Origin of the sequence: Azospirillum melinis, from assembly GCF_013340935.1 — a bacterium.
GTDB classification, from domain to species: Bacteria; Pseudomonadota; Alphaproteobacteria; order Azospirillales; family Azospirillaceae; genus Azospirillum; species Azospirillum melinis.
Map to the genome: position 1 here is coordinate 1 of NZ_WHOS01000086.1, position 24,679 is coordinate 24,679.

At 67.3% G+C, this 24,679-nt stretch carries 25 protein-coding genes; 12 read left to right on the forward strand and 13 right to left on the reverse strand.

Features of this window, described 5'->3' with window-relative positions; genetic code table 11:
* The first annotated feature begins 408 nt into the window (after positions 1 to 408).
* Positions 409 to 1,698 carry an O-antigen ligase family protein gene (locus GBZ48_RS33155; protein ID WP_246307630.1) on the forward strand — a complete coding sequence of 430 codons (1,290 nt, stop codon included), beginning with the start codon at positions 409 to 411 and terminating at the stop codon, positions 1,696 to 1,698.
* Entirely contained in the window at positions 1,695 to 2,633 is a 939-nt protein-coding gene (locus GBZ48_RS33160) for a glycosyltransferase family 9 protein (protein WP_174474923.1), read from the forward strand. Before GBZ48_RS33155 ends, GBZ48_RS33160 begins: the two co-directional genes overlap by 4 nt.
* Here the strand turns inward: GBZ48_RS33160 and GBZ48_RS33165 are convergent.
* Positions 2,630 to 4,255 (reverse strand): glycosyltransferase family 39 protein, encoded by a 1,626-nt coding sequence (locus GBZ48_RS33165; protein WP_174474924.1) that lies wholly within the window; start codon positions 4,253 to 4,255, stop codon positions 2,630 to 2,632. The two genes, GBZ48_RS33160 and GBZ48_RS33165, sit on opposite strands and share 4 nt — an antisense overlap.
* Before the next feature lie 278 nt (positions 4,256 to 4,533).
* Here GBZ48_RS33165 and GBZ48_RS33170 point away from each other — a divergent pair, with 278 nt between their 5' ends.
* Both GBZ48_RS33170 and GBZ48_RS33175 read left to right on the forward strand, forming a co-directional pair.
* Positions 4,534 to 5,022, forward strand: coding sequence for a DUF2934 domain-containing protein (locus tag GBZ48_RS33170; RefSeq protein ID WP_174474925.1), 489 nt, complete (start codon positions 4,534 to 4,536; stop codon positions 5,020 to 5,022).
* Between the two features lie 92 nt (positions 5,023 to 5,114).
* Entirely contained in the window at positions 5,115 to 5,459 is a 345-nt protein-coding gene (locus GBZ48_RS33175) for a four-helix bundle copper-binding protein (protein WP_174474926.1), read from the forward strand.
* A gap of 9 nt (positions 5,460 to 5,468) precedes the next feature.
* On the opposite strand, the gene GBZ48_RS33180 is transcribed toward GBZ48_RS33175, so the two are convergent.
* From GBZ48_RS33180 to GBZ48_RS33190, 3 genes are read right to left on the reverse strand one after another with little or no spacing between them, the layout of a single operon-like run.
* Positions 5,469 to 7,013: a DHA2 family efflux MFS transporter permease subunit gene (locus GBZ48_RS33180; RefSeq protein ID WP_174474927.1), complete on the reverse strand. Its 1,545-nt coding sequence runs from the start codon at positions 7,011 to 7,013 to the stop codon at positions 5,469 to 5,471.
* A 34-nt stretch (positions 7,014 to 7,047) separates the two neighbouring features.
* Positions 7,048 to 8,172: an HlyD family secretion protein gene (locus tag GBZ48_RS33185; protein ID WP_174474928.1), complete on the reverse strand. Its 1,125-nt coding sequence runs from the start codon at positions 8,170 to 8,172 to the stop codon at positions 7,048 to 7,050.
* Between the two features lie 33 nt (positions 8,173 to 8,205).
* The gene (locus GBZ48_RS33190) at positions 8,206 to 8,631 is read right to left on the reverse strand and encodes a MarR family winged helix-turn-helix transcriptional regulator (RefSeq protein ID WP_246307631.1); all 426 of its coding nucleotides are present in this window, start codon (positions 8,629 to 8,631) and stop codon (positions 8,206 to 8,208) included.
* A 305-nt stretch (positions 8,632 to 8,936) separates the two neighbouring features.
* Between GBZ48_RS33190 and ilvD the strand changes: the two genes are divergently transcribed.
* Together ilvD and GBZ48_RS33200 are read left to right on the forward strand one after the other, a co-directional pair.
* Entirely contained in the window at positions 8,937 to 10,802 is a 1,866-nt protein-coding gene (ilvD, locus tag GBZ48_RS33195; protein ID WP_174474930.1) for a dihydroxy-acid dehydratase, read from the forward strand.
* 237 nt (positions 10,803 to 11,039) lie between these two features.
* A complete protein-coding gene (locus GBZ48_RS33200) occupies positions 11,040 to 14,240 on the forward strand; it encodes an ATP-binding protein (protein WP_343049770.1) in 3,201 nt (1,066 codons plus the stop codon).
* Here GBZ48_RS33200 and GBZ48_RS33205 read toward each other — a convergent pair.
* On the reverse strand, positions 14,237 to 14,527 hold the full coding sequence (locus GBZ48_RS33205) for a ribbon-helix-helix domain-containing protein (protein WP_246307632.1): 291 nt from the start codon (positions 14,525 to 14,527) through the stop codon (positions 14,237 to 14,239). The two genes, GBZ48_RS33200 and GBZ48_RS33205, sit on opposite strands and share 4 nt — an antisense overlap.
* Positions 14,528 to 14,695: 168 nt before the next feature.
* Between GBZ48_RS33205 and GBZ48_RS33210 the strand changes: the two genes are divergently transcribed.
* The 5 genes from GBZ48_RS33210 to GBZ48_RS33230 all read left to right on the forward strand — a co-directional run bounded on the left by GBZ48_RS33210 (position 14,696) and on the right by GBZ48_RS33230 (position 18,309).
* Entirely contained in the window at positions 14,696 to 14,893 is a 198-nt protein-coding gene (locus GBZ48_RS33210) for a hypothetical protein (protein WP_174474931.1), read from the forward strand.
* Between the two features lie 119 nt (positions 14,894 to 15,012).
* Positions 15,013 to 16,284 carry a YcaO-like family protein gene (locus GBZ48_RS33215; protein WP_174474932.1) on the forward strand — a complete coding sequence of 424 codons (1,272 nt, stop codon included), beginning with the start codon at positions 15,013 to 15,015 and terminating at the stop codon, positions 16,282 to 16,284.
* Positions 16,281 to 17,033, forward strand: coding sequence for a TfuA-like protein (locus GBZ48_RS33220; RefSeq protein ID WP_174474933.1), 753 nt, complete (start codon positions 16,281 to 16,283; stop codon positions 17,031 to 17,033). The genes GBZ48_RS33215 and GBZ48_RS33220 overlap by 4 nt, the downstream gene beginning before the upstream one ends.
* Positions 17,034 to 17,110: 77 nt before the next feature.
* Positions 17,111 to 17,821 carry a Crp/Fnr family transcriptional regulator gene (locus tag GBZ48_RS33225; RefSeq protein ID WP_174474934.1) on the forward strand — a complete coding sequence of 237 codons (711 nt, stop codon included), beginning with the start codon at positions 17,111 to 17,113 and terminating at the stop codon, positions 17,819 to 17,821.
* Between the two features lie 107 nt (positions 17,822 to 17,928).
* The gene (locus GBZ48_RS33230; RefSeq protein ID WP_174474935.1) at positions 17,929 to 18,309 is read left to right on the forward strand and encodes a ribbon-helix-helix domain-containing protein; all 381 of its coding nucleotides are present in this window, start codon (positions 17,929 to 17,931) and stop codon (positions 18,307 to 18,309) included.
* Between the two features lie 107 nt (positions 18,310 to 18,416).
* Here GBZ48_RS33230 and GBZ48_RS33235 read toward each other — a convergent pair whose 3' ends face one another.
* The 5 genes from GBZ48_RS33235 to GBZ48_RS33255 all read right to left on the reverse strand — a co-directional run bounded on the left by GBZ48_RS33235 (position 18,417) and on the right by GBZ48_RS33255 (position 22,435).
* Positions 18,417 to 19,205, reverse strand: coding sequence for a 3-hydroxybutyrate dehydrogenase (locus GBZ48_RS33235; protein WP_174474936.1), 789 nt, complete (start codon positions 19,203 to 19,205; stop codon positions 18,417 to 18,419).
* 6 nt (positions 19,206 to 19,211) lie between these two features.
* Positions 19,212 to 19,865, reverse strand: coding sequence for a 3-oxoacid CoA-transferase subunit B (locus GBZ48_RS33240; RefSeq protein ID WP_174474937.1), 654 nt, complete (start codon positions 19,863 to 19,865; stop codon positions 19,212 to 19,214).
* A 17-nt stretch (positions 19,866 to 19,882) separates the two neighbouring features.
* Positions 19,883 to 20,542, reverse strand: coding sequence for a CoA transferase subunit A (locus GBZ48_RS33245; protein ID WP_098735835.1), 660 nt, complete (start codon positions 20,540 to 20,542; stop codon positions 19,883 to 19,885).
* Between the two features lie 2 nt (positions 20,543 to 20,544).
* The gene (locus tag GBZ48_RS33250; RefSeq protein ID WP_174474938.1) at positions 20,545 to 21,936 is read right to left on the reverse strand and encodes a GntP family permease; all 1,392 of its coding nucleotides are present in this window, start codon (positions 21,934 to 21,936) and stop codon (positions 20,545 to 20,547) included.
* Positions 21,937 to 22,000: 64 nt separating this feature from the next.
* Positions 22,001 to 22,435 carry an SRPBCC family protein gene (locus GBZ48_RS33255; protein WP_174474939.1) on the reverse strand — a complete coding sequence of 145 codons (435 nt, stop codon included), beginning with the start codon at positions 22,433 to 22,435 and terminating at the stop codon, positions 22,001 to 22,003.
* Positions 22,436 to 22,786: 351 nt separating this feature from the next.
* Between GBZ48_RS33255 and GBZ48_RS33260 the strand changes: the two genes are divergently transcribed.
* Positions 22,787 to 22,987, forward strand: coding sequence for a heavy-metal-associated domain-containing protein (locus GBZ48_RS33260; RefSeq protein WP_174474940.1), 201 nt, complete (start codon positions 22,787 to 22,789; stop codon positions 22,985 to 22,987).
* Between the two features lie 94 nt (positions 22,988 to 23,081).
* On the opposite strand, the gene hemP is transcribed toward GBZ48_RS33260, so the two are convergent.
* From hemP to GBZ48_RS33275, 3 genes are all read right to left on the reverse strand, one after another.
* Entirely contained in the window at positions 23,082 to 23,246 is a 165-nt protein-coding gene (hemP, locus tag GBZ48_RS33265) for a hemin uptake protein HemP (RefSeq protein WP_098735831.1), read from the reverse strand.
* A gap of 136 nt (positions 23,247 to 23,382) precedes the next feature.
* On the reverse strand, positions 23,383 to 24,021 hold the full coding sequence (locus GBZ48_RS33270) for a YdcF family protein (protein ID WP_246307633.1): 639 nt from the start codon (positions 24,019 to 24,021) through the stop codon (positions 23,383 to 23,385).
* Between the two features lie 37 nt (positions 24,022 to 24,058).
* The coding region (locus tag GBZ48_RS33275) for a cell division protein FtsX (protein ID WP_425486037.1) at positions 24,059 to 24,679 on the reverse strand (621 nt) is incomplete at its 5' end.

Below are 24,679 nucleotides of genomic sequence, written 5' to 3' on the forward strand. Positions count from 1 at the left end.
CTCGCCAGCTTCAAGCCGTCGAACCAGCGAAACCTTGAACTCCAAACTTCGCTTCTCTCCCATCGGTCCTCTCCATCAGAGAACCGGAACACTTTAACACTGTCTCAGTTTCAGGGGGCACTCCACACTGTTTCAAACCTTCAGCCCGCCCCGGCACCGCTCAGACGCCGGGTGAAACACTGGAACAACCCCCACAATCCTGTTTCACGCTGTTCCAAGCCTTCATTCCAGCCCGCCCTCGCCACCGCCCCGACGGCGGATGAAACGATGGAACACCCCCCTCGCCCCTGTTCCACGCTGTTTCAAGCCTCCCATCCGGCATCCGGCATGCCCCGACCGCGCGCCGTTGCTTTCGGGGCGGGAGTGCGGTTAAGTCGCCGCCGGTTTCCGCTGATCCGCGTCAAGGTCATGCCCGTCAAGTCCCTGGACGCCACCGCGTCGCGCCCCGCTCCCCCAGCCACCCGCCCGTCTCCCGCCGGCCGCGGGGTCGATGCCGCGTTGCATGGCGTGGCCGGAGCCGCCGCCCTGGTGCTGGGGCCGCTGGCCGCACTCGCCCCGCGCGGGCTGCCGGTCTGGGCCATCCTCGTGCTGGTGCTGTCGCTCGCCGGCTTGGCCCGCCGCGGAGCCTTCGGGCGCATCCTGCGGCCGACGCCGCCGGTCGCCGCTGTTGGCGGCTTCCTTCTGCTGGCCCTGGCCTCAACCCTGTGGAGCCCGTCCGACCGCGCTCTCGCGACGGTGCTGGAGATCGGCTATATCGCGCTGGGTGCCTTGGCCGGCGGCGCCTGGATCGCCGGGCTGCCGGCGGCCGACGCGCGGCGGCTGGCCGGGCTGTTCCTGGCCGGCGGGCTGGCCGGCGGGCTGCTGTTCGCGGTGGAGGCGGCGCTGGACTTCCCGCTGAACCGCTGGTGGAACAGCGTGCCCGACGACCAGCTGCCCAACCTGCTGAACGGCAACGTGCCGAAACGGACGGCGGCGCTGCTCTGCCTGCTGGTCTGGCCCGCCGCCCTGGCGGTGGACCGCTTCGGGCGCAAGGCGCTGGCCCTGCTGGTTCCGGTCGGCTATGCGCTGGCCTGCCTGCCGCTGACCAGCCGGTCGGCCATGCTGGGCATCGCCGCCGGGCTGGTCACGCTGGCCGCCGCCCGCGCATCCGCCAAATGGACCCGCCGGCTGTTCAGCGCCGCGGTCACCGCCGCCTTCCTGCTGGTGCTGCCCGCCGCCCTGCTGTTCTCCGGCCCGCTCGACCTCGACCATTCCGGCCTGCTGTTCCGCTCCGCCCAGCACCGGGTGGAGATCTGGGGCCATGCGGCGGACCGCGCGCTGCGCACGCCGGTGTTCGGACAGGGCATCGACGCCTCGCGCTCCCTGCCGCCGGAAGGGGCGGTGTCGGAGTTTTCGCCGATCGGCGACAGCCTGCTGCCGCTGCATCCGCACAACGCCTTCCTCCAGGTCTGGCTGGAGACCGGGGCGGTCGGGGCGGCGCTGGCGCTGGCGGCGATGCTGCTGCTGCTGGCCGCCACCGCCCGGCTGGAGCGCCGCGACCAGCCCTTCGCGCTGGCGCTGTTCGCCACGGCGATGGCGATGGGCAGCACCGCCTACGGCATCTGGCAACCCTGGTGGATGGCCGGCTTCCTTTCCGCGGCACTGATGCTGCGGCTGGCGACCCGTATCGGGGCCCCTATCGGGAACAAGACACGATGAGCAAGCGCCCGCTCCGCATCCTGGTCATCAAGCTGGGCGCCTTCGGCGACTTCTTCCTGGCCCAGACCGCCTTCGCCGCCATCCGCCGCCACCATGCCGGCGACCGGCTGACCCTGCTGACCCTGCCCTCGCTCGCCCCGCTCGCCCGGATGAGCGGCCTGTTCGACGAGGTGCTGGAGGATCCGCGCGACCGCTCGCTGTCGGCCTATCTGGCGATCCGCCGGACCTTGCGCGCCCACCGCTTCGACCGCGTCTACGACCTCCAGGCGCAGACGCGCACCGACCTCTATCACCGTCTGCTGTTCCCCGGTCCCTGGCCGGAATGGTCGGGCACCGCCCGCGGCGCCTCGCATCCCGACCGCTACGAAGGCCGGCGCAAGGTGCCGGTGCGCGACCGTTATATCCGCCAGCTCGCCCCCTTCGGCATCGTCCCGGACGAGACGCCGGACCTGTCCTGGCTCGACGCCGACATTGCCAAGTTCGGACTGCCGGAGCGCTTCGCCCTGCTGGTTCCCGGTTCCTCCCCCGGACGGCCGGACAAGCGCTGGCCGGCCCGCCGCTATGCCGAGGTGGCGGCGGCGCTGGCCGACCGCGGCATCGTGCCCGCGGTGATCGGCACCGGCATCGAACGCGACCTCGCCCGCGTGATCGCGGAAACCTGCCCGCAGGCGGTCGACCTCACTGACCGCACCAGCGTGCCGGAGCTGGGCGGGCTGGCGCGCCGGGCCTGGGGTGCCGTCGGCAACGACACCGGCCCGACCCACCTGATCGCCGCCGTCGGCTGCCCCACCGTCGTGGTGTTCTCCGACGCCTCCAACCCGATCCACAGCACCGGCCCGCGTGTGCTGATCCACCACCGTCCCGACTTCAACGACATCGACAGCGCCGGCGTCGTGGAGGCGCTGGACCGCGCGCGGACCCTGGGAGGCAGCTAACGGCAGAAGGGAAACGGCGCCACCTTGGGCATGTAGATCGGGATCCACTCGCAATGGGTCGCCGGGTTCGGCAGCTTGCGGGTTTCGATGACCGGCCAGGCATGGGCCGCGACCACCACCAGCGCCACGCCGCCCAGGATCCAGCGCCGCGGCCTCGCCCGGTCGAGCAGCCCCGGCATCCGCGCCAGCACCCAGGCCGCCGACAGGATCGCCAGCGGGTCGGTGTAGGCGGCATAGGCGCGCTGGAAGCCACGCAGCGAGAACAGCGACTCCAGCCCCCAGGCGACCAGCAGCAGGAACAGCGCCTGCACCGCCGCCAGCCTCTCCCCCCGCCGCCACAGCACCACGGCGCCGGCGAGCGCGAACCACTCGACAACGATGGTCTGCGGGATGTTGTCGGGGTGCAGGACGATGGTGCGGATCGCCAGGGTGCGGCCGATGCCGGCCAGCAGCAGCCCGAGCGTCCCTTGCCCGACCACATTCCCCTGGCCCTGCAACTCCGCCCCATGACGCCAGGAGGAGAAGACGAACATGTGCTCGACGAAGTTCGCCACGGCGACGGCGTTCTGCTCGTTCCAGCGGATGTCGAGCGCCAGCAGCCCGGCCGCCAGCCCCAGCAGCACCGCCGCCGCCCCGGCGACCGCACGGGCCATCGGCACCCGGTGGACCGCCGCATGGACCAGGATGCCGATCAGCACCCAGCCGGCGACGATGCTCTGGTAACCGCCGCCCGACAGCCCGCCGCCAACCGGTGTATAGGGGTAGACCGCCCGCCCCCAGCCGGCCAGCCCGGCCTGGATCAGCCCGAAGGCCGGCACCGCCGCGGCGGCCGCCAGCAGCCCGACCAGCGCGGCAACGCCCCAGCCCCAGCCCTTTTCCGGCACGGCCTCCGCCCGCCGCCCGAACAGGATCGCCGCCACCGGCAGCCCCATCGCCAGGAAGACCGCCTGCACCTTGGTCACCATCGCCAGCCCGACCAGCAGGCCGCCCAGCGCCAGCTGCAGCAGCGACGCGCCGCCACAAGGCTTGCCCTCCGCCGGCCGCACCGCCCGCAGGACCAGCAGCAGCCCCAGCACGACGAAGCCGGCCGACAGCAGGTCGGTGCGCATCTGCCGCCCCTGTGCCGTCAGCCCGACGCCGAAGGCCAGGAGGATGCCGGCCAGCAGCGCCACCCGCCGGTCCTCCACCAGCCCGCGCAGCAGCGTGGCATAGCTGACGGCGAAGGCGGCGGTCAGCAGGATCGACAGCGCCCGCCCGGCCTGGACCAGCGACTGCCACACGGCTTCGGTCGCGGCGACGTCGCTGCCCGCCGGCAGGGCCGACAGGCTGGCGACCGGCAGCAGCCCGGCCGCATGCAGCAGCCGGTACCAGAGGTCGATCACCAGGAAATAGCCGTAGCCGGGATGGTCGAAATACTCCTGCGGCAGCCCGTCGCCGAACAGCAGCCCATGATAGGCCAGCACCAGATCCTGATCGGAATGCACCCAGTAGGGCAGCCGGAACCCGACCAGCAGGACCGACAGCGCCATCGCCGCCGCCAGCCCGGCACACAGCAGCCACCAGGGCGCCGCCGCGACGCGGTCGAGCAGGGAGGGACGGGCAGCGGAGGGTGCAGGGATCATGATTGGCACGGCTCAAGGGTCGGGTCGGCCGCCTTGTGGCATGGAACAGGCCGGTTGGGAACCATCTCCCGTTCCCCTTGGAAATCATCCCCCGTTCCCTCTGGGAACCAGACGCTTGCTCCGGTGTTGCCCTCATGGAACGGCGGAGTCGGGAGTCTCCGCCTCTTTCGTGGTGCCTCGCACGAGTGGCTTTGCAACGTTGGCGGGTCGCTGCCACAAAATACGGTATGGCAGACCCGCCGGGCAGACAATTGCCGGACAGACACATGGGGAACTCGATGGCCGATACCGACGATATCCAGGAGCGTATCCGACGCCGCGCCCACGAGTTGTGGGAGAGCGAGGGCCGTCCGCACGGCCGCGACTCCGACCATTGGACCCAGGCCGAGGCGGAAGTCCGCGGCGCCGGTGCGCTGGAGCCGACCGGCAAGGTCGCCGGCTCACGCAAGAAGACCGCCGGCAAGAGCACCCGTGCCGCAGCCGAATCCCTGTCGGAGGTCGCGAGCACCCCGGCGGAGAGCGCCAAATCCGAAGCGGCCAAGCCTGCGAAGGCCAAGCCGGCTGCCTCCAAGGCGCCTGCCTCCAAACCGAAGGCTGATGCCGCTCCGGCCGAACAGGCCGCCTCCGTCAAGGCTCCTGCGAAAACCGCCGCCAAGGCGACGCCCACCAAGTCTACGGCTGCTAAATCCACAACCGCCAAAACTCCGGCTGCAAAGGCCCCGCGCAGCTCCAAGAAGGACGGCGGCAAGAGCGCCACGGCCGGCTGACCAACCTTCCTTGCCGGAACCCAACTTCCGGAACCCAGCGCCCCGGAGCCGGTTGTCAGGTCATCCCTGCAATCTTCTCCGGAGGAACCGTCATGGCCAGTATGCCGTCGATGGACGACTGCATCCGCAACTGCACCGACTGCCACACGGTCTGCCTGGAAACCGTCGCGCACTGCCTGCCCAAGGGCGGTGCGCATGCGGAGGCCGGGCATATCCGCCTTCTGCTGGACTGCGTCGATATCTGCCGCACCAGCGCGGATTTCATGATCCGCGGCTCCCGCTTCCACCATCTGACCTGCGGTGCCTGCGCCGAGATCTGTGCGGCCTGCGCCGACCAGTGCGACCGCATGGCCGACGACGCCATGATGAAGCGGTGCGCCGAGATGTGCCGCCGCTGCGCCGAAAGCTGCCGGGCGATGTCGAGCATGGCCGCCTGACCGGACCGCCTACTCCATCACCGCCGCTTCCTCCGGCGCCGGGGCTCCTGCCTTCGGCCGCCGGAGCAGCAGCAGCATCGGGATGACCAGCAGGGCGACATACATCATCAGCTTGAAGTCGTCGATGTAGGCGATCATCGCCGCCTGCTGCGTGACCTGGGCGTTCAGCATCGCCAGCGCCTCGGGCGCGGCGGTGACCTGCTCGGTCATCGCCTGGGAAAAGGGCGTCAGGTGCGCGGCGAGGCTGGCGTGATTGATCTGGGTGTTCTGCGACAGCAGGGTCATCACCACCGAAATGCCGACGCTGCTGCCCAGGTTGCGGACCAGGCTGAACAGGCTGGCGGCGTCGGTGCGCAGCCGCGGTTCCAGCGTGGCGAAGGCGATGGTGCTGAGCGGCACGAACACCAGCCCCAGGCCCAGCCCCTGCACCACGCCGCTGATGATGATCGGCTCGCGGTCCATCACAATGGTGAAGCCGGTCATGTACCACAGCGACCAGCTGGTCAGCAGCACGCCGGCCAGGATCAGCAGCCGCGCATCCACCCTGCGCACCAGCCGCCCCACCATCAGCATCGAGATCATCGTGCCGACGCCGCGCGGCGCCAGCACCAGCCCGGTGGTGACCGTCGGGTAGCCCAGCAGGTTCTGCAGCATCGGCGGCAGCAGCGCCATGGTCGCCAGCAGGATCACGCCGATCACGAAGATCAGGATCAGCCCGGTGACGAAATTGCGGTCGCGCAGCAGCGCCGGGTCGATGAAGGGCTCGGTCTTCGTGTTGCCGTGGGCGGTGGCGATGTGGATGGCGAAGACCCAGAAGGCGCAGGCGGCCAGCGCCGTCTCGATCCAGATCTCGGTGGCGCCGAACCAGTCCAGCTGCTCGCCGCGGTCCAGCAGCATCTGGAAGGCGCCGACCGCCAGACCCAGCATGGCGAAGCCGAAGAAATCGAAGCTGCGGATGCGCCCTCTTGTCTCGTGCAGGAAGACCGCCATGCCGGCGAAGGCCAGCAGCCCGACCGGCAGGTTGATGTAGAAGACCCAGCGCCAGCTGAAGCTGTCGGTCAGCCAGCCGCCCAGCGTCGGCCCGGCGATCGGGCCGACCATGATGCCGGCCCCCCACAGCGCCATCGCCTGCCCGTGCCGTTCCTTCGGGTTGATGTCCAGCAGCACCGACTGCGACAGCGGTACCAGCGCCGCGCCGAAGATGCCCTGCACCAGCCGGAAGGCCACCATCTGGGTCAGACTGCCGGCCAGCCCGCAAAGCACCGACGCCGCGGTGAAGCCCGCCACTGCGATCAGAAACAGCCGCTTGCGCCCGAAGCGGTCCGCCATCCAGCCGGTGGCCGGTGTCGCGATGGCCGCCGCGACGATGTAGGAGGTCAGCACCCAGGTGATGGTGTCCTGCGCCGCCCCCAGGCTGCCCTGCATGCTGGGAAGCGCGACGTTGGCGATGGTGGTGTCCAGCACCTGCATGATGGTGGCGAGCATGATCGACACGGTGATCATGCCGCGATGCTTCACCTCATGCGGGGCTGCCGGGGATTGGGGGACGGCCATGGAATGCCTGCGGATGATATGATGCGTGGTTGCCTTACCGGATCGCCGCGACCGCGTTGCCGATGGCGCCCGGCAAAGGCCGGCTGTAGTGGGTGTCGACCTCCACCTCGGCACTGAGGCCGGTGCGCAGCGGCACGGGCTCACCCTCCGTCCGGTCGATGCGGAGCCGGACCGGCACCCGCTGCACCACCTTCACCCAGTTGCCGGTGGCGTTCTGGGCGGGCAGGACCGAGAATTCCGATCCGGTGCCCGCACCGATGCTCTCGACATGGGCGGTCAGGGTGCGGGTGGAATAGGCGTCCAGCACGACCGTCGCGGTCTGGCCGACCGCTATGTGGGTCAGGTCGGTTTCCTTGAAGTTGGCCTCGACCCAACTCGACCCGCTCATCACCAGGCTGACCGCCGACAGCCCGACCGAGGCGTATTGCCCGACCAGAAGCCGGTCGGTCTGGCTGACCACGCCGTCGGCCGGCGCCGCGACCACCGTGTGGTCGAGGTCGCGCTGCGCCGATGCCTTCTTCGCCAGCGCCTCCAGCACCGTCGGATGGCGGTCGGTGGGGATGTCGGGATCGCCGCCAAGGGCGGCGCGGGCACTGATCACCGCCTGTTTCTCCGTGTTCAGATCCTGCTGCGCCGCCATCAGGTCATGGCGCACCGAATCGTAGGTGGCCCGCGCGGCGACGCCGGTCTTCAGCAGATCCTGCTGGCGCTGGAACTCGCGCTGCTCGAAGGAGACCTTCTCTTCCGCCGCGGCCTGCTTGGCCTGCGCCTCGCCCAGGTCGGCGCGCAGCTGCTCCACCTTCAGCCGGGCCGAGGCCAGCGCGGCGTCCGCCTGCTGCAAGGCCAGCCGGTAGGGTTCGTCGTCGATGCGGAACAGCAGGTCGCCGCGATGGACCGGCTGGTTCTCATGCACCGCCACCTCGACGATGCGGCCGGAGATGTCCGGGCTGATCGTCACCTTGTCCTGCTGGACATAGGCGTTGTCGGTCGAGACATAGCGTCCGCCCACGACATATTCATAGCCGCCGCCGACCGCCACCAGCAGCGGCAGGGCGGCCATCAGCAGCCAGCGGCGCCAGCGCGTCCGTCGGACGGGCTTGGCGGCCGGATTCTGGGTATCCGGGCGGGTATCGGTATCGCGGTCGGTGACGGCGGTCATGGCGGTCGGGTCCCGAAGAAAAATGCGGGGTCGTCAGGCTTTGGCGGCGATCTTTTGAGCTGCGGTCTTCGCAGGCGGTTCGGCCCGGCGGTCGGAAAGGTTGGCGCGCATGTGGGCCAGCATCTCGACCAGCATGGCTTCGGCATCGGGCGGCAGGCCGGCGAGCGCCTCCGCATAGAGCCCGGTGGCGAGCGTCCGGCCCTGCTCCAGCACCGCATGCGCCTTCGGCGTCAGGTGCGGCAGCCGGGCGCGCCGGTCGGTCGGGTCGGTGCGCCGTTCGATCCAGCCGCCCTCCTCCATGCGGTCGATCTGCCGGCAGAGCGTGATCGGCTCGATCTCCAGCAGGTCGGCCAGCGCCGCCTGCTTGATCCCCTCGTTCCGCGCCAGCGTGGCGATCACCGACCATTGCGGACGGGTCAGACCGAGATGGCGGGCGCGCTGGTCGAAACGGACGCGCATCAAGCGCGCCGTGTCGGTCAAGACGGCACCCAAACTCATCGAATGGGAATTTGCGGAGCGGGAATCAGCAGAGGAGGACATCGGAAAATCATAAGCTTGCTTATAGGTTCTCTAAAACTAATAAGCACACTTATCATCGGCAATCCTTGCGTCGTGCATGGCAGGGCCACGCCGATGTCGCACCTCCGTCGCCCTGGACGGGATCGCGCCTCTGGCGCGCGCGACAGGAGATTGCTAAGGTGCCTACCCGTTTCGTTCCATTCCTTTCGCCAACTCGCCCAAATCGACCAGCTGAGGACCGATCCATGCCGCATTACCGTTCCCGCACCTCCACCCACGGCCGCAACATGGCGGGCGCGCGCGGCCTGTGGCGGGCGACCGGCATGAAGGACGGCGATTTCGGCAAGCCGATCATCGCCATCGCCAACTCCTTCACCCAGTTCGTCCCCGGCCATGTCCATCTGAAGGATCTGGGCCAGCTGGTGGCGCGTGAGATCGAGAAGGCCGGCGGCGTGGCGAAGGAGTTCAACACCATCGCCGTGGACGACGGCATCGCCATGGGCCATGGCGGCATGCTGTACAGCCTGCCCTCGCGCGAGCTGATCGCCGACGCGGTGGAATACATGGCGAACGCCCATTGCGCCGACGCGCTGGTCTGCATCTCCAACTGCGACAAGATCACGCCCGGCATGCTGATGGCCGCGATGCGCCTGAACATCCCGGCGGTCTTCGTCTCCGGCGGCCCGATGGAGGCCGGCAAGGTCAAGTGGCGCGGCAAGATCAAGTCGGTCGACCTGATCGACGCCATGGTCGCCGCCGCCGACCCGACCGTCTCGGATGAAGAAGCGGCGGAAATGGAGCGCGGTTCCTGCCCGACCTGCGGCTCCTGCTCCGGCATGTTCACCGCCAACTCGATGAACTGCCTGACCGAGGCGCTGGGCCTGTCACTGCCCGGCAACGGCACCATCCTGGCGACGCACGCCGACCGCAAGGAGCTGTTCCTCGCCGCCGGCCGCATGGCGGTCGATCTCTGCCGCCGCTGGTACCAGGAGGAGGACGCCACCGCCCTGCCGCGCGGCATCGCCACCAAGGAAGCCTTCGAGAACGCGATGACGCTCGACATCGCCATGGGCGGTTCGACCAACACCGTCCTGCACATCCTGGCGGCGGCGCAGGAGGGCGGCATCGATTTCACCATGGAAGACATCGACCGGCTGTCGCGCCGCGTCCCCAACGTCTGCAAGGTCGCTCCCGCCGTGGCCGACGTCCACATCGAGGACGTCCACCGCGCCGGCGGCATCTTCGGCATCCTTGGCGAGCTGGACCGCGCCGGCCTGCTGAACCGCGAGGCCCCCACCGTCCATGCCCCGACGCTGGGCGAGGCGCTGGACCGCTGGGACGTGATGCGCACCCAGGACCAGTCCGTCCACACCCTGTATCGGGCCGCCCCCGGCGGCATCCCGACCGTCGTGCCCTTCAGCCAGGAACGCCGCTGGCCGGAACTGGACCTCGACCGCGAGAAGGGCGTGATCCGCAAGGCCGAGAACGCCTTCAGCCAGGACGGCGGTCTCGCCGTGCTGTACGGCAACATCGCGGAGAATGGCTGCATCGTGAAGACGGCGGGCGTCGACGCCTCCAACCTCGTCTTTGCCGGCCCGGCCCGCGTCTTCGAAAGCCAGGACGATGCCGTCGCCGGCATTTTGGGTGACGTGGTCAAGGCGGGCGAGGTGGTGGTTATCTGCTACGAGGGCCCGCGCGGCGGTCCCGGCATGCAGGAAATGCTGTACCCGACCAGCTATCTGAAGTCGAAGGGGCTGGGCAAGGCCTGCGCGCTGGTGACCGATGGCCGCTTCTCCGGCGGCACGTCCGGCCTGTCGATCGGCCATGTCTCTCCGGAAGCCGCCCAGGGTGGCGCCATCGGGCTGGTGCAGGACGGCGACCGCATCGAGATCGACATTCCCAACCGCATCATCCGCCTCGCCGTCGACGACCAGGAGATGCAGCGCCGCCGCGACGCGATGAACGCCAAGGGCATGGATGCCTGGAAGCCGGTTAGCCGCGACCGTCTGGTTTCCCCGGCACTGCGCGCCTATGCCGCCCTGACCACCAGCGCCGACCGCGGCGCCGTGCGTGACGTGACCCAGGTGGAGAACATCGCCGTCCGCCGCTGACCTGGCTTAGGCGACGGGCGCCGACAGCGCCGCAATCAGGCACAGCGGACATTCATCACAAGTAACAATCAAAGCGCCGCGCAAGTCGCGGCGCTTTCTTTTTGCGAGGAATTACATACACAGATATGCTACTTTCCGTTGGCAGGAAAATCTTCGGGTGTCGCATCGCTCGGATGTTCGCAAAATTCGAAATGCATGCTCTAATATGCCAACGCGAATTCCGCGAGGGGGGCGGACGTGGCGGACACCATGTTGGGCGCAGCGACGGACGAAGGCCGTCCCTGGCAGGAGGCGTCTCGCCTGCCGGGCGATAAGCCGCGCGAACGCAAGGTCGTCACGGCGATGTTCGTCGACATCGTCCGTTCCTCAGCCATGGTGGCAGGCCGCGATCCCGAGGATGCGGACGATCTGCTCCTTTCGATCCTGAACCGTGTGACGGAGGCTGTGCCGCGCTTCGAAGGCACGGTGACCCAGATGCTGGGTGACGGCTTCCTGGCGACCTTCGGCGCCCCCGGCGCCAAGGAGGACCATGCGCTGCGCGCCTGCCTTGCCGCCCAGGACATCCTCAGCGCCACCCGCGACGAACAGGGGCGGCCTCTCTTCCACATCCGCATCGGCATCAGTTCGGGTGACGTCGTCGCCCATGTGGTGACCAATGGCCTGTGGACCGACTATCGCGCGGTCGGCGAGTGCGTGCATATGGCCGCCAAGCTGCAGCAGCGCGCGGCTTCCGACACCGCGCAGCTCAGCCGGGACACGTTGGACCTGATCCCGGTCGGGGTGGCGGTGCGCCCGATGGGAAGCCTGCGCCTGTCCGACGAGGTGGAGCCGATGCCGGCCTTCCTGCTCGACGGGGCGCGTGCCGTCCGCCGCACCGCCACCGACCTGCTGTCCGCCACCGACGCCCCGCATGTCGGCCGGGAAGAGGAGGTGGCGACCCTGTTCGCCATCGCCGATTCGGTGGAAGCCGGGGCACCCGCCCAGCTTCTGCTGCAGGGAGAAGCCGGAATCGGCAAATCCCGCCTCGTCGGCGAGTTCCTGCGCGACCCGCGCAGCCGGCGCTGGACCCTGCTGCAATGGCCGCAGATGCCGATTCGCCGGCTGGCCGATCCCGACGACCTCGAGGCGGTGGCGCTGAGCCTGGCCGAACAGGTGGCCGGCTGCGCCAGCGAGGAAGGCATCGGCTGGGTCTGCGAGGCGGCACGCCGCCGGTCCGGCTCGCTGGCCGGGGATGCCGTGCGCGCGCTGTTCGGCCGGCCCGGGCTGGATCCGCTGTGGAGCGGCCTGGACGCGGCGCAACGCCTGTCCTTGGGCATCGAAGGTCTGGTGGGGGCGACGCTGGAACTGGCGACACCGGTCGGGGCAGCCGACAGGCTAGCCGCGATGGATGAAACGACAATTGAGGCGGCAAGTGGCGCAATGGGACGGCCGCTGCTGGTGCTGGTGGAGGATGCTCATTGGGCCCGCCCTGTCATGGTGCGGCTACTGGACCGGTTGGCAGAGGCGTTGTCTGGTTCCGAGGCCCGCCTGCTGCTGCTCGCCACCCGGCGGCCGCCCCCGCTGGGGCCGGAGTCGCAGGAACAGGGGTGGAGTGGCCGTCCGGGCGGGCGGCGCATCGATCTGGGAATGCTGTCGCCGGATCAGGTGCAGCACTTCCTGGCCCATTGGCTCGGTCCCGACTGGTCGCTCGTGAAATTGAAGGCCCAGGTCGCCAGCCGCTGCCAGGGCGTTCCACTCTATCTGGAGGAGGTGCTGCGCACGCTCGAGGCGTCGAACGCCATCGAAGGCACACCGGGCGCCTACCGGCTGGTCGATCCGCTGGTGGTCCACAAACTTCCACGCACGCTCCATGCGCTGCTGGCCGAACGCATGGATCTGATGACGCTGGAACGGCGCCGTCTTCTGATGAACGCCGCCGTGATCGGCACCACCTTCGACGTCGGATTGCTGCAGGCGCTGACCGGCCTGTCCACCCCGATCCTGTCCGACTCCCTGGCCTATCTTGAGCGCGCCGGCTTCGTGCTGCGCACCCGTTTGCTGCCCAACCTGGAGTATTCCTTCAAGCATGCGCTGATCCAGGAGGTCGCCTACGCCACCCTCACCAAGTCCGATCGTCGGGCGCTGCATGCCCGCGTGCTGGAGGCGCTGCGCCACCGCCGCGACCATGACTTGCCGAATCGCCTCGACCTGCTGGCCCATCATGCCTTCATGGCGGAGAACTGGCCGGTCGCCCACCTGTTCGGGCGCCGGGCGGGAGTGCGGGCGGAACTGCGTTCCCGGCTGGAGGATGCGAGCCGACATTACCGGAACGCCTTGACTGCGCTGGACCGTTGCCCGGACACACCGCGCAACCGCCTGCGACGGATCGACGGTTCCATCGCTCAGGCGCGTGCAAATCTTCCACGCGGCCTCACCGACACCGCACATCCACTGGAAGAGGCCCGTCAGCTCACCCTGTCCCTGCCTGACCCACGCCGCTATGCACGCACATCGTCGATGCTGTCCGCTATTGAATGGGCGAACGGCAATATTGACCGAGCCATTCGTTACAGCGAGCAAGGCTTAAAGGCTGATGATGGGAATTTTGACCTGAATACGCGTGTACAGCTTCTTGGCAGACTCGGCGGCATACTTGCAGAAAAAGGCCTATACGCGCAAGGATGTGAGGTTCTCTCAACTGCATACCGGCTACTGTCTGTTCGTCGATCACATGAACGCTTTGGCTTGGCTGTGATTGGCGAGGTCGGCATATGCTCCAATCTCGCCCGCAGCTATGCGGAAACAGGGCAAGATACGGAAGCGATCGCTGCTGCCACAACCGCAGTTGAAGCGGCAGAGGCAAGTGCACACAACTTCTCACGCCTGTTTGCCTTTGAGCATATCAGCTTGGCACACCTTCTACTCGGCAGGCCTGAGATTGCCTCCAGATATCTTGATTCAGCTTTAGAACTTTGCAATGCGATAAACTCTCACCTTCATCGCGCGTTTCTGATTGGAGCCACCGCTTATTCACATGTACTAAGTGGGCAATTCAAGAAAGGCTTTTCTCTGTTTGAACAATCTCTTACGGTCTCTCGCAGCGAAAGCGCCAACGCTTATATCCACCAAGTCCATTTGTGGCTTGGAGAGGCTTTTCTGCTCACCGGAAGGCTGCAAGAGGCACGGCAGCAGGCAAAAATTGTTCAATCCTCAGCCCAAAGCACCGGTCGGATTGGCTACTCCGCCAAAGCAGAGGCGCTCGACGCGGAAGCAGCTTTCATTATGAATGATGGAAGCGAGCAATCGATCAGAGCGCTGGTTAATGCGGAAGAGACGGCAAGGCGCCTGTCCCTTTTCCGCGTAGCCAGCCGCTGTGAAAATCTGCGTGTCGGAATGAGTCAGGCCCGACACCTCAACTTCAGCCCGAATGAAGTAAGGCGAACCGCCGAGCGAGCCTAGCGCGTCTCAGCTTGCCTGTAGTAGTCCAGAACATAGTTGCGGATGGCGCTCGTCAGCGGCGTATTCGACGGTCGCAAGGCATCCACTTCACGACACAATTCTTGGACGGGCCGACGTTCTTTTCTTGCGATATCGTCCAATCCGTTCCAGACAACGGCCTCCAACCGAAGACGGGTACGCCGGTTAGGGAGCGGGATCGTGCGCGAAGCCATAGTGGGCCACGTCATCAGCGTGTTAAAATCAATTATACCGGCCATATGATGGACGGCCTTTTTCTGAATGAGCATGGGCCCAATCTCCCGTGCGCTGTAAGGCAGCAGTCCGCGCGGCATAACGCCATTTGTGCCCCTGTGTAGCCCCCTGCGTGGAACCGGCACTGTGAAATTCTTCACAGCAAAACGTCCCTTCGAATGTGAAGAATTTGCCCGTCACCACATACCTGAAGGGCAAGATTCATGAACGTCTCGATCTCCCATGCTTCAATGATCCGTGGTGCCGACGGCCGACTGTATGCCGTGACCGCTCAGGGTGTTTGCGAGGTGGCCGACAGTGCCATCGCCACCGCCCGCCCCCATGTCCGCTCGGGCGACCGTACCGGTTTCCAGTCCGCCGACCATGAAGCCGCCCGCATCATGATCACCCCGGGCACCTGATCGGGTTCCCGGTTCCGGTTCTTCGGACCGTGGCCACCGGCACCGTCTCGGGTGCTGACCGGCCACGGACCCGGGAACAGGATGCCTCTTCGATTTCCCTCCGCCCCGGATCAGCCGCGATGCCCTTCGATCTGCTCGATATCAAAGCCTCCGTTTCGGATGCGATGAAGGCCCATACGGTCGGCACCCACCGGGTCGTGGCACCCGAACAGACCCTGGCGCGGGTCGCCCCGTTCCTGCCGATCATGGGGATCACCCGGGTCGCAAACGTCACCGGGCTGGATGCCGTCGGCATTCCGGTGGTGATGGTGACGCGACCGAATTCGCGCTCCATCTCGGTGTCGCAGGGCAAGGGGGTGACGCTCGCCGCAGCCAAGGCGTCGGGAGTCATGGAATCGATCGAGAGCTACCACGCCGAACGCATCACCCTGCCGCTGAAGTTCGCCAGCTTCGAAGAGCTGCGCTGGACCCATCCGGTGGTGGACGTCGACCGCCTGCCCCGGCTGTCGACCGGAAGCTTCAATCCCCACAGCCCCATCCTGTGGATCGAGGGTCAGGACTTGCTGAACGGCGGCCCGAAATGGGTGCCGTTCGAGATGGTCCACCTGAATTTCACCGTGCCGATGGCCCCCGGCCACGGCGCCTTCCTGGCCGGCTCCAACGGTCTGGCATCCGGCAACCACAAGGTCGAGGCAGTCAGCCACGCCGTTACCGAACTGGTGGAGCGCGACGCGACCACCCTGTGGCGCCTGCAGGATCCCGCGGCCCAGGCGGCGACCCGCATCGACCTGGACAGCATTGACGATCCGGTCTGCCGCTCGCTGATCGACCGCTTCGAGGCGGCTGGCGTCGCCGTCGGCGTGTGGGAGACCACAAGCGACGTCGGCCTGCCCGCCTTCCTCTGCCGCATCGTCGAGCGGGAGGAACTGCCCCAGCATTCCATCCGCCCGGCCACCGGCATGGGCTGCCACGTGGCGCGCGAGATCGCCCTGTCCCGCGCCCTGACCGAGGCGGCGCAGAGCCGCCTGACCTTCATCGCCGGCGCCCGCGACGACATGCCCCGTGCCGAATATGAGCTCCACCTCGACCCCGCCCATCATGCCCGCTGGAAGGCGATGATCGTGAAGGGCGTCGGCAAGCGGTCCTTCCACCACTGCCCGACCGGCGCCGCCCCCACCATCGAGGCCGATCTCGCCCATCAACTCGACAGGCTGCGCGCCGTCGGCATTGAGGAGGTGGTGGCGGTGGACCTGACCAAGCCGGAATTCGGCATCCCGGTCGTCCGTGTCGTCGTGCCCGGACTGGAGGGTGCCGACGAATCCCCCGATTACCTGCTGGGTGAACGCGGCCTGCGCGCTCTCGGCAGCCAAGCCATGGAGAAGGCGGCATGAGCGGCGTCTATGTCTTTCTGGGCCCCACCCTGCCGCGCGAGGATGCGGCGCTGGAGCTGGACGCCACCTACCTGCCGCCGGTCGCCCAGGGCGACGTTCTGCGGCTGTGCGCCGAAAGGCCGGCGGCCATCGGCATCGTCGACGGCTTTTTCGAAAGCGTGCCGTCGGTCTGGCACAAGGAAATCCTCTACGCCATCCACGCCGGCATCCCGGTGTTCGGCGCCTCCAGCATGGGCGCCCTGCGCGCGGCGGAACTGTATCCCTTCGGCATGATCGGAGTCGGCGCCATCTTCGAGGCCTTCCGCGACGGCCGGCTGGAGGACGACGACGAGGTGGCGGTGATCCACGGCCCGGCCGAGCTGGGCTATACCTCCCTGTCGGAGGCGATGGTCAACATCCGCCGCACCTTGTCCGACGCGGTCGCCGACCGGGTGCTGACCGCCGGGACAGCCCTGCGCCTGGAGTCCATCGCCAAGGAGCTGCCCTACCGCGAGCGCGGCTATGGCCGGATGCTGCGGCTGGGCGGCGACATCGCCCTGCCGGCTTCCGAACTGGCGGCTTTTCGCGGCTGGCTGCCGCAGGGTCGCTTCGACCAGAAGCGCGAGGACGCCAAGGCGATGTTGCGCACCATGGCACGCCGGCTGGGCCGCGCGAAGAGCGATGACGCGACGACCGAAGCCCGTTTCCATTTCGAACACACCGTCCTGTGGGAACGCGCCCTGCGCGATGCGGCGCCGCTCGCGATGTAAGCGCGTTTTGGCTAGACTGATCGCGCCGGGGTGGCGATGACCGCCAGCCCGGCGCGAAACTGTGTCTGGACGGACGGATGAACGCGCCTGTGGATGTCGCATCGGTTCTGAGGCGCAACCGGCTGCTCGGGGAACTGGATCCCGAGCAGATGGCCGAGATGGTGACTTTGGGCCGCATGGCACGTTTCGATGCCGACCAGATCATCTTCGACAAGGGTGACCCCGGCGACAGCCTGTTCGCCGTGCTGAAGGGCCAGATCGCCATCCGCACCTCCTCGGCGGATGGCAAGACCATGCTGCTGAACATCCTGGAAGCCGGCGATGTCCTGGGTGAAATCGGGCTGATCGACGGCCGGGAGCGGACCGCCGCCGCGGTCGCCCTGCGGCCGGTCGAGCTGTTCCGGATCGACCGCGCCGACTTCATCCCCTTCCTGGAGCGCCACCCGCGCCTCTGCACCCGCATGATGATCGTCCTTTGCGATCGGCTGCGCTGGGTGTCAGAGAACATCGAGGACGCCGTGTTCCACGATGTTCCACGCAGGCTCGCGCGCCGGCTGCTGCTGCTGTCGGACAGTTACGGGCAGCCCACTCCGGCCGGTCTGCGGCTGACCTTGCCCCTGTCCCAGGAAGCATTGGCGAACATGCTGGGCGTCACCCGTGAAATGGTGAACAAGTGTCTCGGCGCCCTCCGCAGGACCGGAACAGTGACATATGCCAAAGGTTTTATCGTCATCAACGATCTGGCTTTGCTCAAGGACATGGCCGGGGATCCGGAACGCACCCCCTAGGGGGAATCCTTACATGCCTAAAGTTTTGTTCCCAAAACCGGTTGTGGTCGCGTTATAGTGTTCATGCGTTGGGGGCAATCGCACGGGTAGCACGAGGGCATACGAACATGTCGAGCGTTGGGGACAGCAAATCTCGCGTCGATCAATCCATAGGTGCCGCTTCTCTGGCCTCTCGCACGCTGAAATTGTCTGGACGTGACGTTTCGATCCGGCTTGAGCCTTCCTACTGGGAGGGGCTGGAGGAGATCTGCCGGCGGGAAGTTATGACGGTGGACGAGTTGTGCGACGACGTGCGTGACCGCATGGAACAGCAGGCCCGCCATTCATCCCGGTCGGGCGTTTCCCTTGCGAATGCCCTGCGCGTGTTCGTTGTCGGCTATTTCCGGCAGGCGGCGACCGAACGCGGTCATGCCCGCGCCGGTCATGGACAGGGCCGCCCCTTCATCGCGACGCCCTTCGATACGGTTCCGGCCACCAGCGACACCTGAAACCGGAAAGAAGCAGCCCCGAAAACGGACCTTTCGATCCGCTCCCGGGACGCTTCGGTGCCCGTCCAGCCCAAGCCGCTTTAAAACTGCTTGGGCCGACGCTCCATTTACTGGGCGGTCCAGCCGCCATCCATGGTCAGAGCCGCGCCGCGCATATTGCCGGCGGCCTCGGAGCACAGGAACACCGCCAGCTCGCCCAGCTGTTCCGGCGTGACGAAGGATTTGGACGGCTGCTTCTCGCTGAGCAGTTCACGTCCGGCCTCCTCCACCGACAGGTCGCGCGTGGCGGCCAGCGCGTCGATCTGCTTCTGCACCAGCGGCGTCAGCACCCAGCCCGGGCAGATGGCATTGCAGGTGATGTTGGTCTCCGCCAGTTCCAGCGCCGTCACCTTGGTCAGGCCGATCACGCCATGCTTGGCGGCGACATAGGCCGACTTGTTGACCGAAGCCACCAGCCCATGAACCGAGGCGATGTTGATGACCCGACCCCAGCCGCGCGCCTTCATGCCCGGCAGAGCGGCGCGGGTGCCGTGGAAGACGGCCGACAGGTTGATGGCGATCACCGCGTCCCAGCGCTCCACCGGGAAGGCATCGACAGGCGACACATGCTGGATGCCGGCATTGTTGACCAGCACGTCCAGCCGGCCATAAGCCGCCTCGGTGGCGGCGACCATCGCCTCGATCTCCTCGGGCTTCGACATGTCGGCGCCGTTGTGGGCGACGCGCACGCCGAACTCGTTGGATAGCGACTGGCACAGCTCGGCGATGTAGCCGGCATCGCCGAAGCCGTTCAGCATCAGGTCAGCACCCTGGCCCGCCAACTGCCGTGCGATCCCAAGACCGATCCCGCTGGTGGACCCAGTGACGAGCGCAGCCTTCCCCTTCAGATTGGTCATTCTTCTTTATCCTTCGATCGGCATGGAACGGAGGTCCGGGGCGACGATCAGTTCGCACCCGGTGTTGGCGATCACCTGCTCCACCGTGACACCGGGGGCGGTTTCCTTCAAGACGAGGCCGGCGTCGGTCGGCTCGATCACGGCGAGGTCGGTCACCACCAGATCGACCCGGCGGACCGAGGTCAGCGGCAGGACGCAGCGCTCGACGATCTTCGCCTCGCCCTTGGCGCTATGCTGCATGGCGACGATCACCCGGCGGGCGCCGGTGACGAGGTCCATCGCGCCGCCCATGCCCGGCACCATCTTGCCCGGCACCATCCAGTTGGCCAGCCGCCCTTCGCGGTCCACCTGCAGGCCGCCCAGCACGGTGACGTCCAGGTGGCCGCCGCGGATCAACCCGAAGGAGAAGGCGCTGTCGAAGGACGCCGCCCCCGGCAGGGCCGAGATGGGCGAGCCGCCGGCATCGGTCAGGTCGTGGTTTTCCGCCCCGGTGATCGGGCCGGACATGCCGACGATGCCGTTCTCCGACTGGAAGAACACATGGCGGCCGGGGGGGACATAGCGGGCGACCAGGGTCGGCAGGCCGATGCCCAGGTTGACGAGGTCGCCGTCCATCAGTTCCAGCGCGACGCGCTTGGCGATCAGGGTCTTTTCATCCATGGCTCAATACTCCCCGATCAGCGCGGCGTTGCGGCGACGATGTAATCGACCAGCACCGACGGCGTCATCACCGCGTCGGGCGGGATGCAGCCGACGGGCAGGATGTCTTCGGCCTCGGCGATCACGGTGGCGCCGGCCATCGCCATCAGCGGGTTGAAGTTGCGGGCGGTCAGCGCGTAGGTGAGGTTGCCGTACAGGTCGGCCTGCTTGGCGGCGACCAGCGCGAAATCGGCCTTGATCGGCATTTCCAGCAGATAGGTGACGCCGTCGATCTCGACCGTGCGCTTGCCCTCCTCCACAATGGTGCCGACGCCGGTGGCGGTCAGAACGCCACCCAGCCCGACGCCGCCGGCGCGGATGCGCTCGGCCAGCGTGCCCTGCGGCACCAGCTCCACCTCGATGGCGCCGGCGATCATCTGCTTCTGCGTTTCGGGGTTCAGGCCGATGTGGCTGGTGACGACCCGGCGCACCAGCTTCTCCACCACCAGCTTGCCCAGGCCGTTGTTGGGCCGGGCGGTGTCGTTGGCGATGATGGTCAGGTCGCGCTTGCCCTGGCGGATCAACTCGTCCACCAGCCGGTTGGGACCACCGACGGCCATGAAGCCGCCGATCAGCAGGGACGCCCCGTCGGGAATGCGCGCGACGGCGTCCTCCAGGGAAATGAGCTTGTTCTTCATGATCAGACGATCCCGGTCAGGTAGTAGACGGCGATCACGAAGAAGACCGCCAGCGTCTTGATGCAGGTGACGGCGAAGATGTCGCCGTAGGATTGCCGGTGCGTCAAGCCGGTGACGCCCAGCAGGGTGATGACGGCACCATTGTGCGGCAAGGTGTCCATGCCGCCGCTGGCCATGGAGGCGACGCGGTGCAGGACCTCCATCGGGATGCCGGCGGCATTGGCGGCGGTGATGAACTGGTCGGCCATGGCCGCCAGCGCGATGCTCATGCCGCCCGACGCCGATCCGGTGATGCCGGCCAGCGCGGTGACGGTCACCGCCTCGTTCACCAGCGGGTTGGGGATGGCGGCCAGCGCGTCACGGATCACCAGGAAGCCCGGCAGTGCCGCGATCACCGCACCGAAGCCGTATTCCGACGCCGTGTTCATCGAGGCCAGCAGCGAACCGCCGATGGCAGCCTTGGTGCCTTCGGCAAAGCGCTGGGACACCGGCTTCCAGGCGAAGGCCAGCACCATCAGGATGCCGCAGAGCAGGGCCCCTTCCACCGCCCAGATGCCGGCGACCGAGGACACTTGCGTCACCAGCGGCTTGGCGCCGGGAGTCAGCGCCACTTCGCTGGTGGCGCCGTACACACCGGGAATCGCCATGGTGAACAGCTTGTTCAGCACACCGACGGCAACCAGCGGCGACAGCGCCAGGATCGGGTTCGGCAGCGCCTCGGACGCCACGGCTTCCGGCTCGTTGGTGTGGCCGCTGCCATAGCCCTCGCCGCGCGCGATGGCCGAACGGACGCGCCATTCCAGATACAGCAGGCCCATCACCAGGATGAAGACCGAGCCGATCAGACCCAGCCAGGGAGCGGCATAGGCGTCGGTCTTGAAGAAGGTGGTGGGGATGATGTTCTGGATCTGCGGCGTGCCCGGCAGCGCGTCCATGGTGACGGTGAAGGCGCCGAGCGCGATCACGCCGGGGATCAGGCGCTTGGGGATGTCGCCCTGCCGGAACATCTCGGCCGCGAAGGGATAGACGGCGAAGACCACGACGAACAGCGACACGCCGCCATAGGTCAGCAGCAGGCAGACCAGGACGATGGAGGTCACCGCACGCTCGCGCCCGGCCAGCTTGATCACGGCCGAGACGATCGACTTGGAGAAGCCGGACAGCTCGATCACCTTGCCGAACACCGCGCCCAGCAGGAAGACCGGAAAGTACAGCTTCACGAAGCCGACCATCTTGTCCATGAACAGGCCGGTGAAGATCGGCGGCACCGCGGACGGGTCGGTCAGCAGCACGGCCCCCAGCGCCGCCACCGGCGCGAAGAGGATGACGCTGAAGCCCCGGTAGGCGACCAGCATGAGGAACGCGAGCGCTCCCAGGCAGATCAGGAAACTCATTTGGACGATGCTCCCTCGGTTATTCTTTTCCGACGCTTGGCGTCTGGAGTGTCGTTTTCGCGATTCACGGATGAAGCAGAGTGCGGAGCCGGGCCATGCCGGCGTCGTAGAGGTCGCGGACGAACCGTTCGGCCTCCGCCTCTGTCCCCTCTTGCGGGTGGGAGGCGTAGGGATGGAAGGTGGCGGTCCAGTGAAGCAGGGCCTGCCCCTCTCCATCGGCCCGCAGGCGGATTTGCGCCAGCAGGTCGGCGACCGGATACGGTCCCTCGATCACCGCATAGGTGTAGGCGTCATCGACCTGGCTGACATGTTCCAGCCGGTGGACGACCGGCGAGCCGTCGTAAAGCCGCAGGCGCCTGAGCGCGCCCTTCTCCGTCCCGTCCACGGCCATGGAAACCGCGCCGGGATACCATTCACCGACAGCGCCATCCCACCGCACCAGCGGCCACACGCGGCGCGCCGGGACAGGCAGAAGGGTTGTTGCGGTGACAAGCGGCATCGCGGCGCTCTTTCTTGCGATATCCCCGGGATGGGGTGCATGCATCCGTATCAGCAAGGGCCATGCCAGGACGGTATCGACAGATTGTCGCAGGCGAAACCTTTGGAATAGCGGATTTTTTGCAGTGCACACCAAAACTGCCGTCGAGGAGTTTTCTCTTTTTCGAGACTTCTGGACTGGGGTTCAGTCTCTTTTTATCGACAAAGTCTTGATTTCGAGACGCCGTTTCGAAGCGTGACGATCAGGGTGGCGGGCGGTTGAGCGGACCTGCGGAATGCCGCTTGACCTTCCTGTCGCTGGAAGGCGCAGCCTTTCCAAATCATCCGCACACCCATCCCAGGGAGAAGACCCATGCTGACGTTGAAGGTTTCCGGAATGACCTGCGGCCATTGCGCCCAGACCGTGACCAAGGCCGTAGAGGCCCTCCCCGCCGTGGAACGCGCCCTGGTCGACCTGAAGGCCGGCGAAGTCGCGATCGAAGGCAGCGCCGACGAATCCGCCATCCGCCAAGCCATCGAGGATGCCGGCTATGAGGTACAAGGCCGGGCGTGAGGCGTCATCACAAAAAAGAAAATGGGCGCCGGACCACTATGGCCGGCGCCCATTCTCGGTGACGTTTTTCCCGGAAGGTTCTTTGAAGGTCGTTTTATTTGGTCAGGATCAGCTTGTTGGCGCGGGTCACACGCAGGCGGTAGCTCTGCCCGGCGTGCTGGATCACGATCTCGCGGCTGCCCGACATCAGGCGGCCGGATTCGACCACCGGCAGGGATGCGGCGAAGGAAGCGGGAACGGAGACGGCGCTGTCGTGCATGGCGAGTCTTTCTTGCTGGACGGACGTTGCGGTCGGCGATGTCCGGGCGTGAACCCTGGACAGGACCCTAACCCGGCCCGACGCTAATTGCAAGTCATTCTCATTCGCTTTTGGAGGCCGGCGTCTTTTTCCAGGATCAGTCCCGAGCCGCGCGGCGGACCGCCCAGCGCAGCCCCACCACCAGCAGCTTGTTGTATTCGTTGACCAGCAGGTTGGCGGTGCCGGGCCACATCCACCAGTCGTCGAGATGGACGGTGGGGGCGACGACGGGGTGAGGAACCAGTTCCACATCCGGCATCGCCATCGACAGCTCCAGCAGGCTGCGGCGCATGTGATAGTTGGCCGTCACCAGCCGCAGCGATCGGAATCCCTGGTCGCGCATCCAGTCGGCCGTCTCATAGGCATTGCCGATGGTGCTGTCGGCGGAATAGCCCAGCGTGATGCAGCATTCCATCTCGGTCGGGGAGCGGCGGGACAGCTTCAGCAGTTCCTGCACATCCACCCCGTCATAGACGCCGGAGACGAACAGCTTCTTCGCGCGGCCGGCGGCGAGCAGTTCCAGCCCGGTGCCCAGCCGGTGGCTGCCGCCGGTCAGTACGACGATGGCGTCGGTCGGCCGTTCGGCATCGGCACCGCCAGGGGAAGAGCGCGGCACGTCGGCGGCATACCAGAAAAGCCCGCCCAGCCAGACGGCGGCCAGCACCAGCATGCCGGCGATCACATGTGCAATCGCCCGCGCCATCACGCCGCCGCGCCGCCGGTGACCGTGGATCATGGTGCCGCCCATCTCATGGCCCCACTCATGGGCCGGCTCATGGCATGGACTCCAGCGTGCGCAGCACGGTCCAGCGCGCGGTGACCAGTGCCAGAAGGGCCAGCCCCGCCGGCACCAGCAGCAGCCCCCCCCACTGCCAGGGCTGCAATGCCAGGTCGGGCAGCAGGCTGGCCCGCAGTCCCTGGGAGGCGCGGTGCAGCCCATACAGCGTGCCGCCGGCCAGCAGCAGCCCGATCCCGCCGCCGCGCAGGCTGCGGCCCACCACATGCCGTTCGAACTGGCGCGAGACATAGCGGTCGGTGGCGCCCATCAGATGCAGCAGCTCCACCACCGGCCGGTGGATGGCAAGGCCGGTGCGCACGGCGAAGACCACGGTCATCACCGCCGCCGCCCCGATCAGCACCACCACGCCCAGCGCCGCCAGCCGGATCGCCCCGGCGAAGGAGCGCAGATCGGCCAGCCACACCGCATGGTCGTCCAGCGTCGCCCCCGGCGCGGCGGAGGTCAGGCGCAGGCGGAGTGCCGCGACATCGACCGGCCCGTCGGCGACGACGTCGATCAGCCGCGGCATCGGCAGCAGCGGGTCCGCCGCCCCCGCCCCCAGCCAGGGCCCCAGCTGGCCCTTATAACAATCCGACCGTGCCGCCGAATAGGGCGG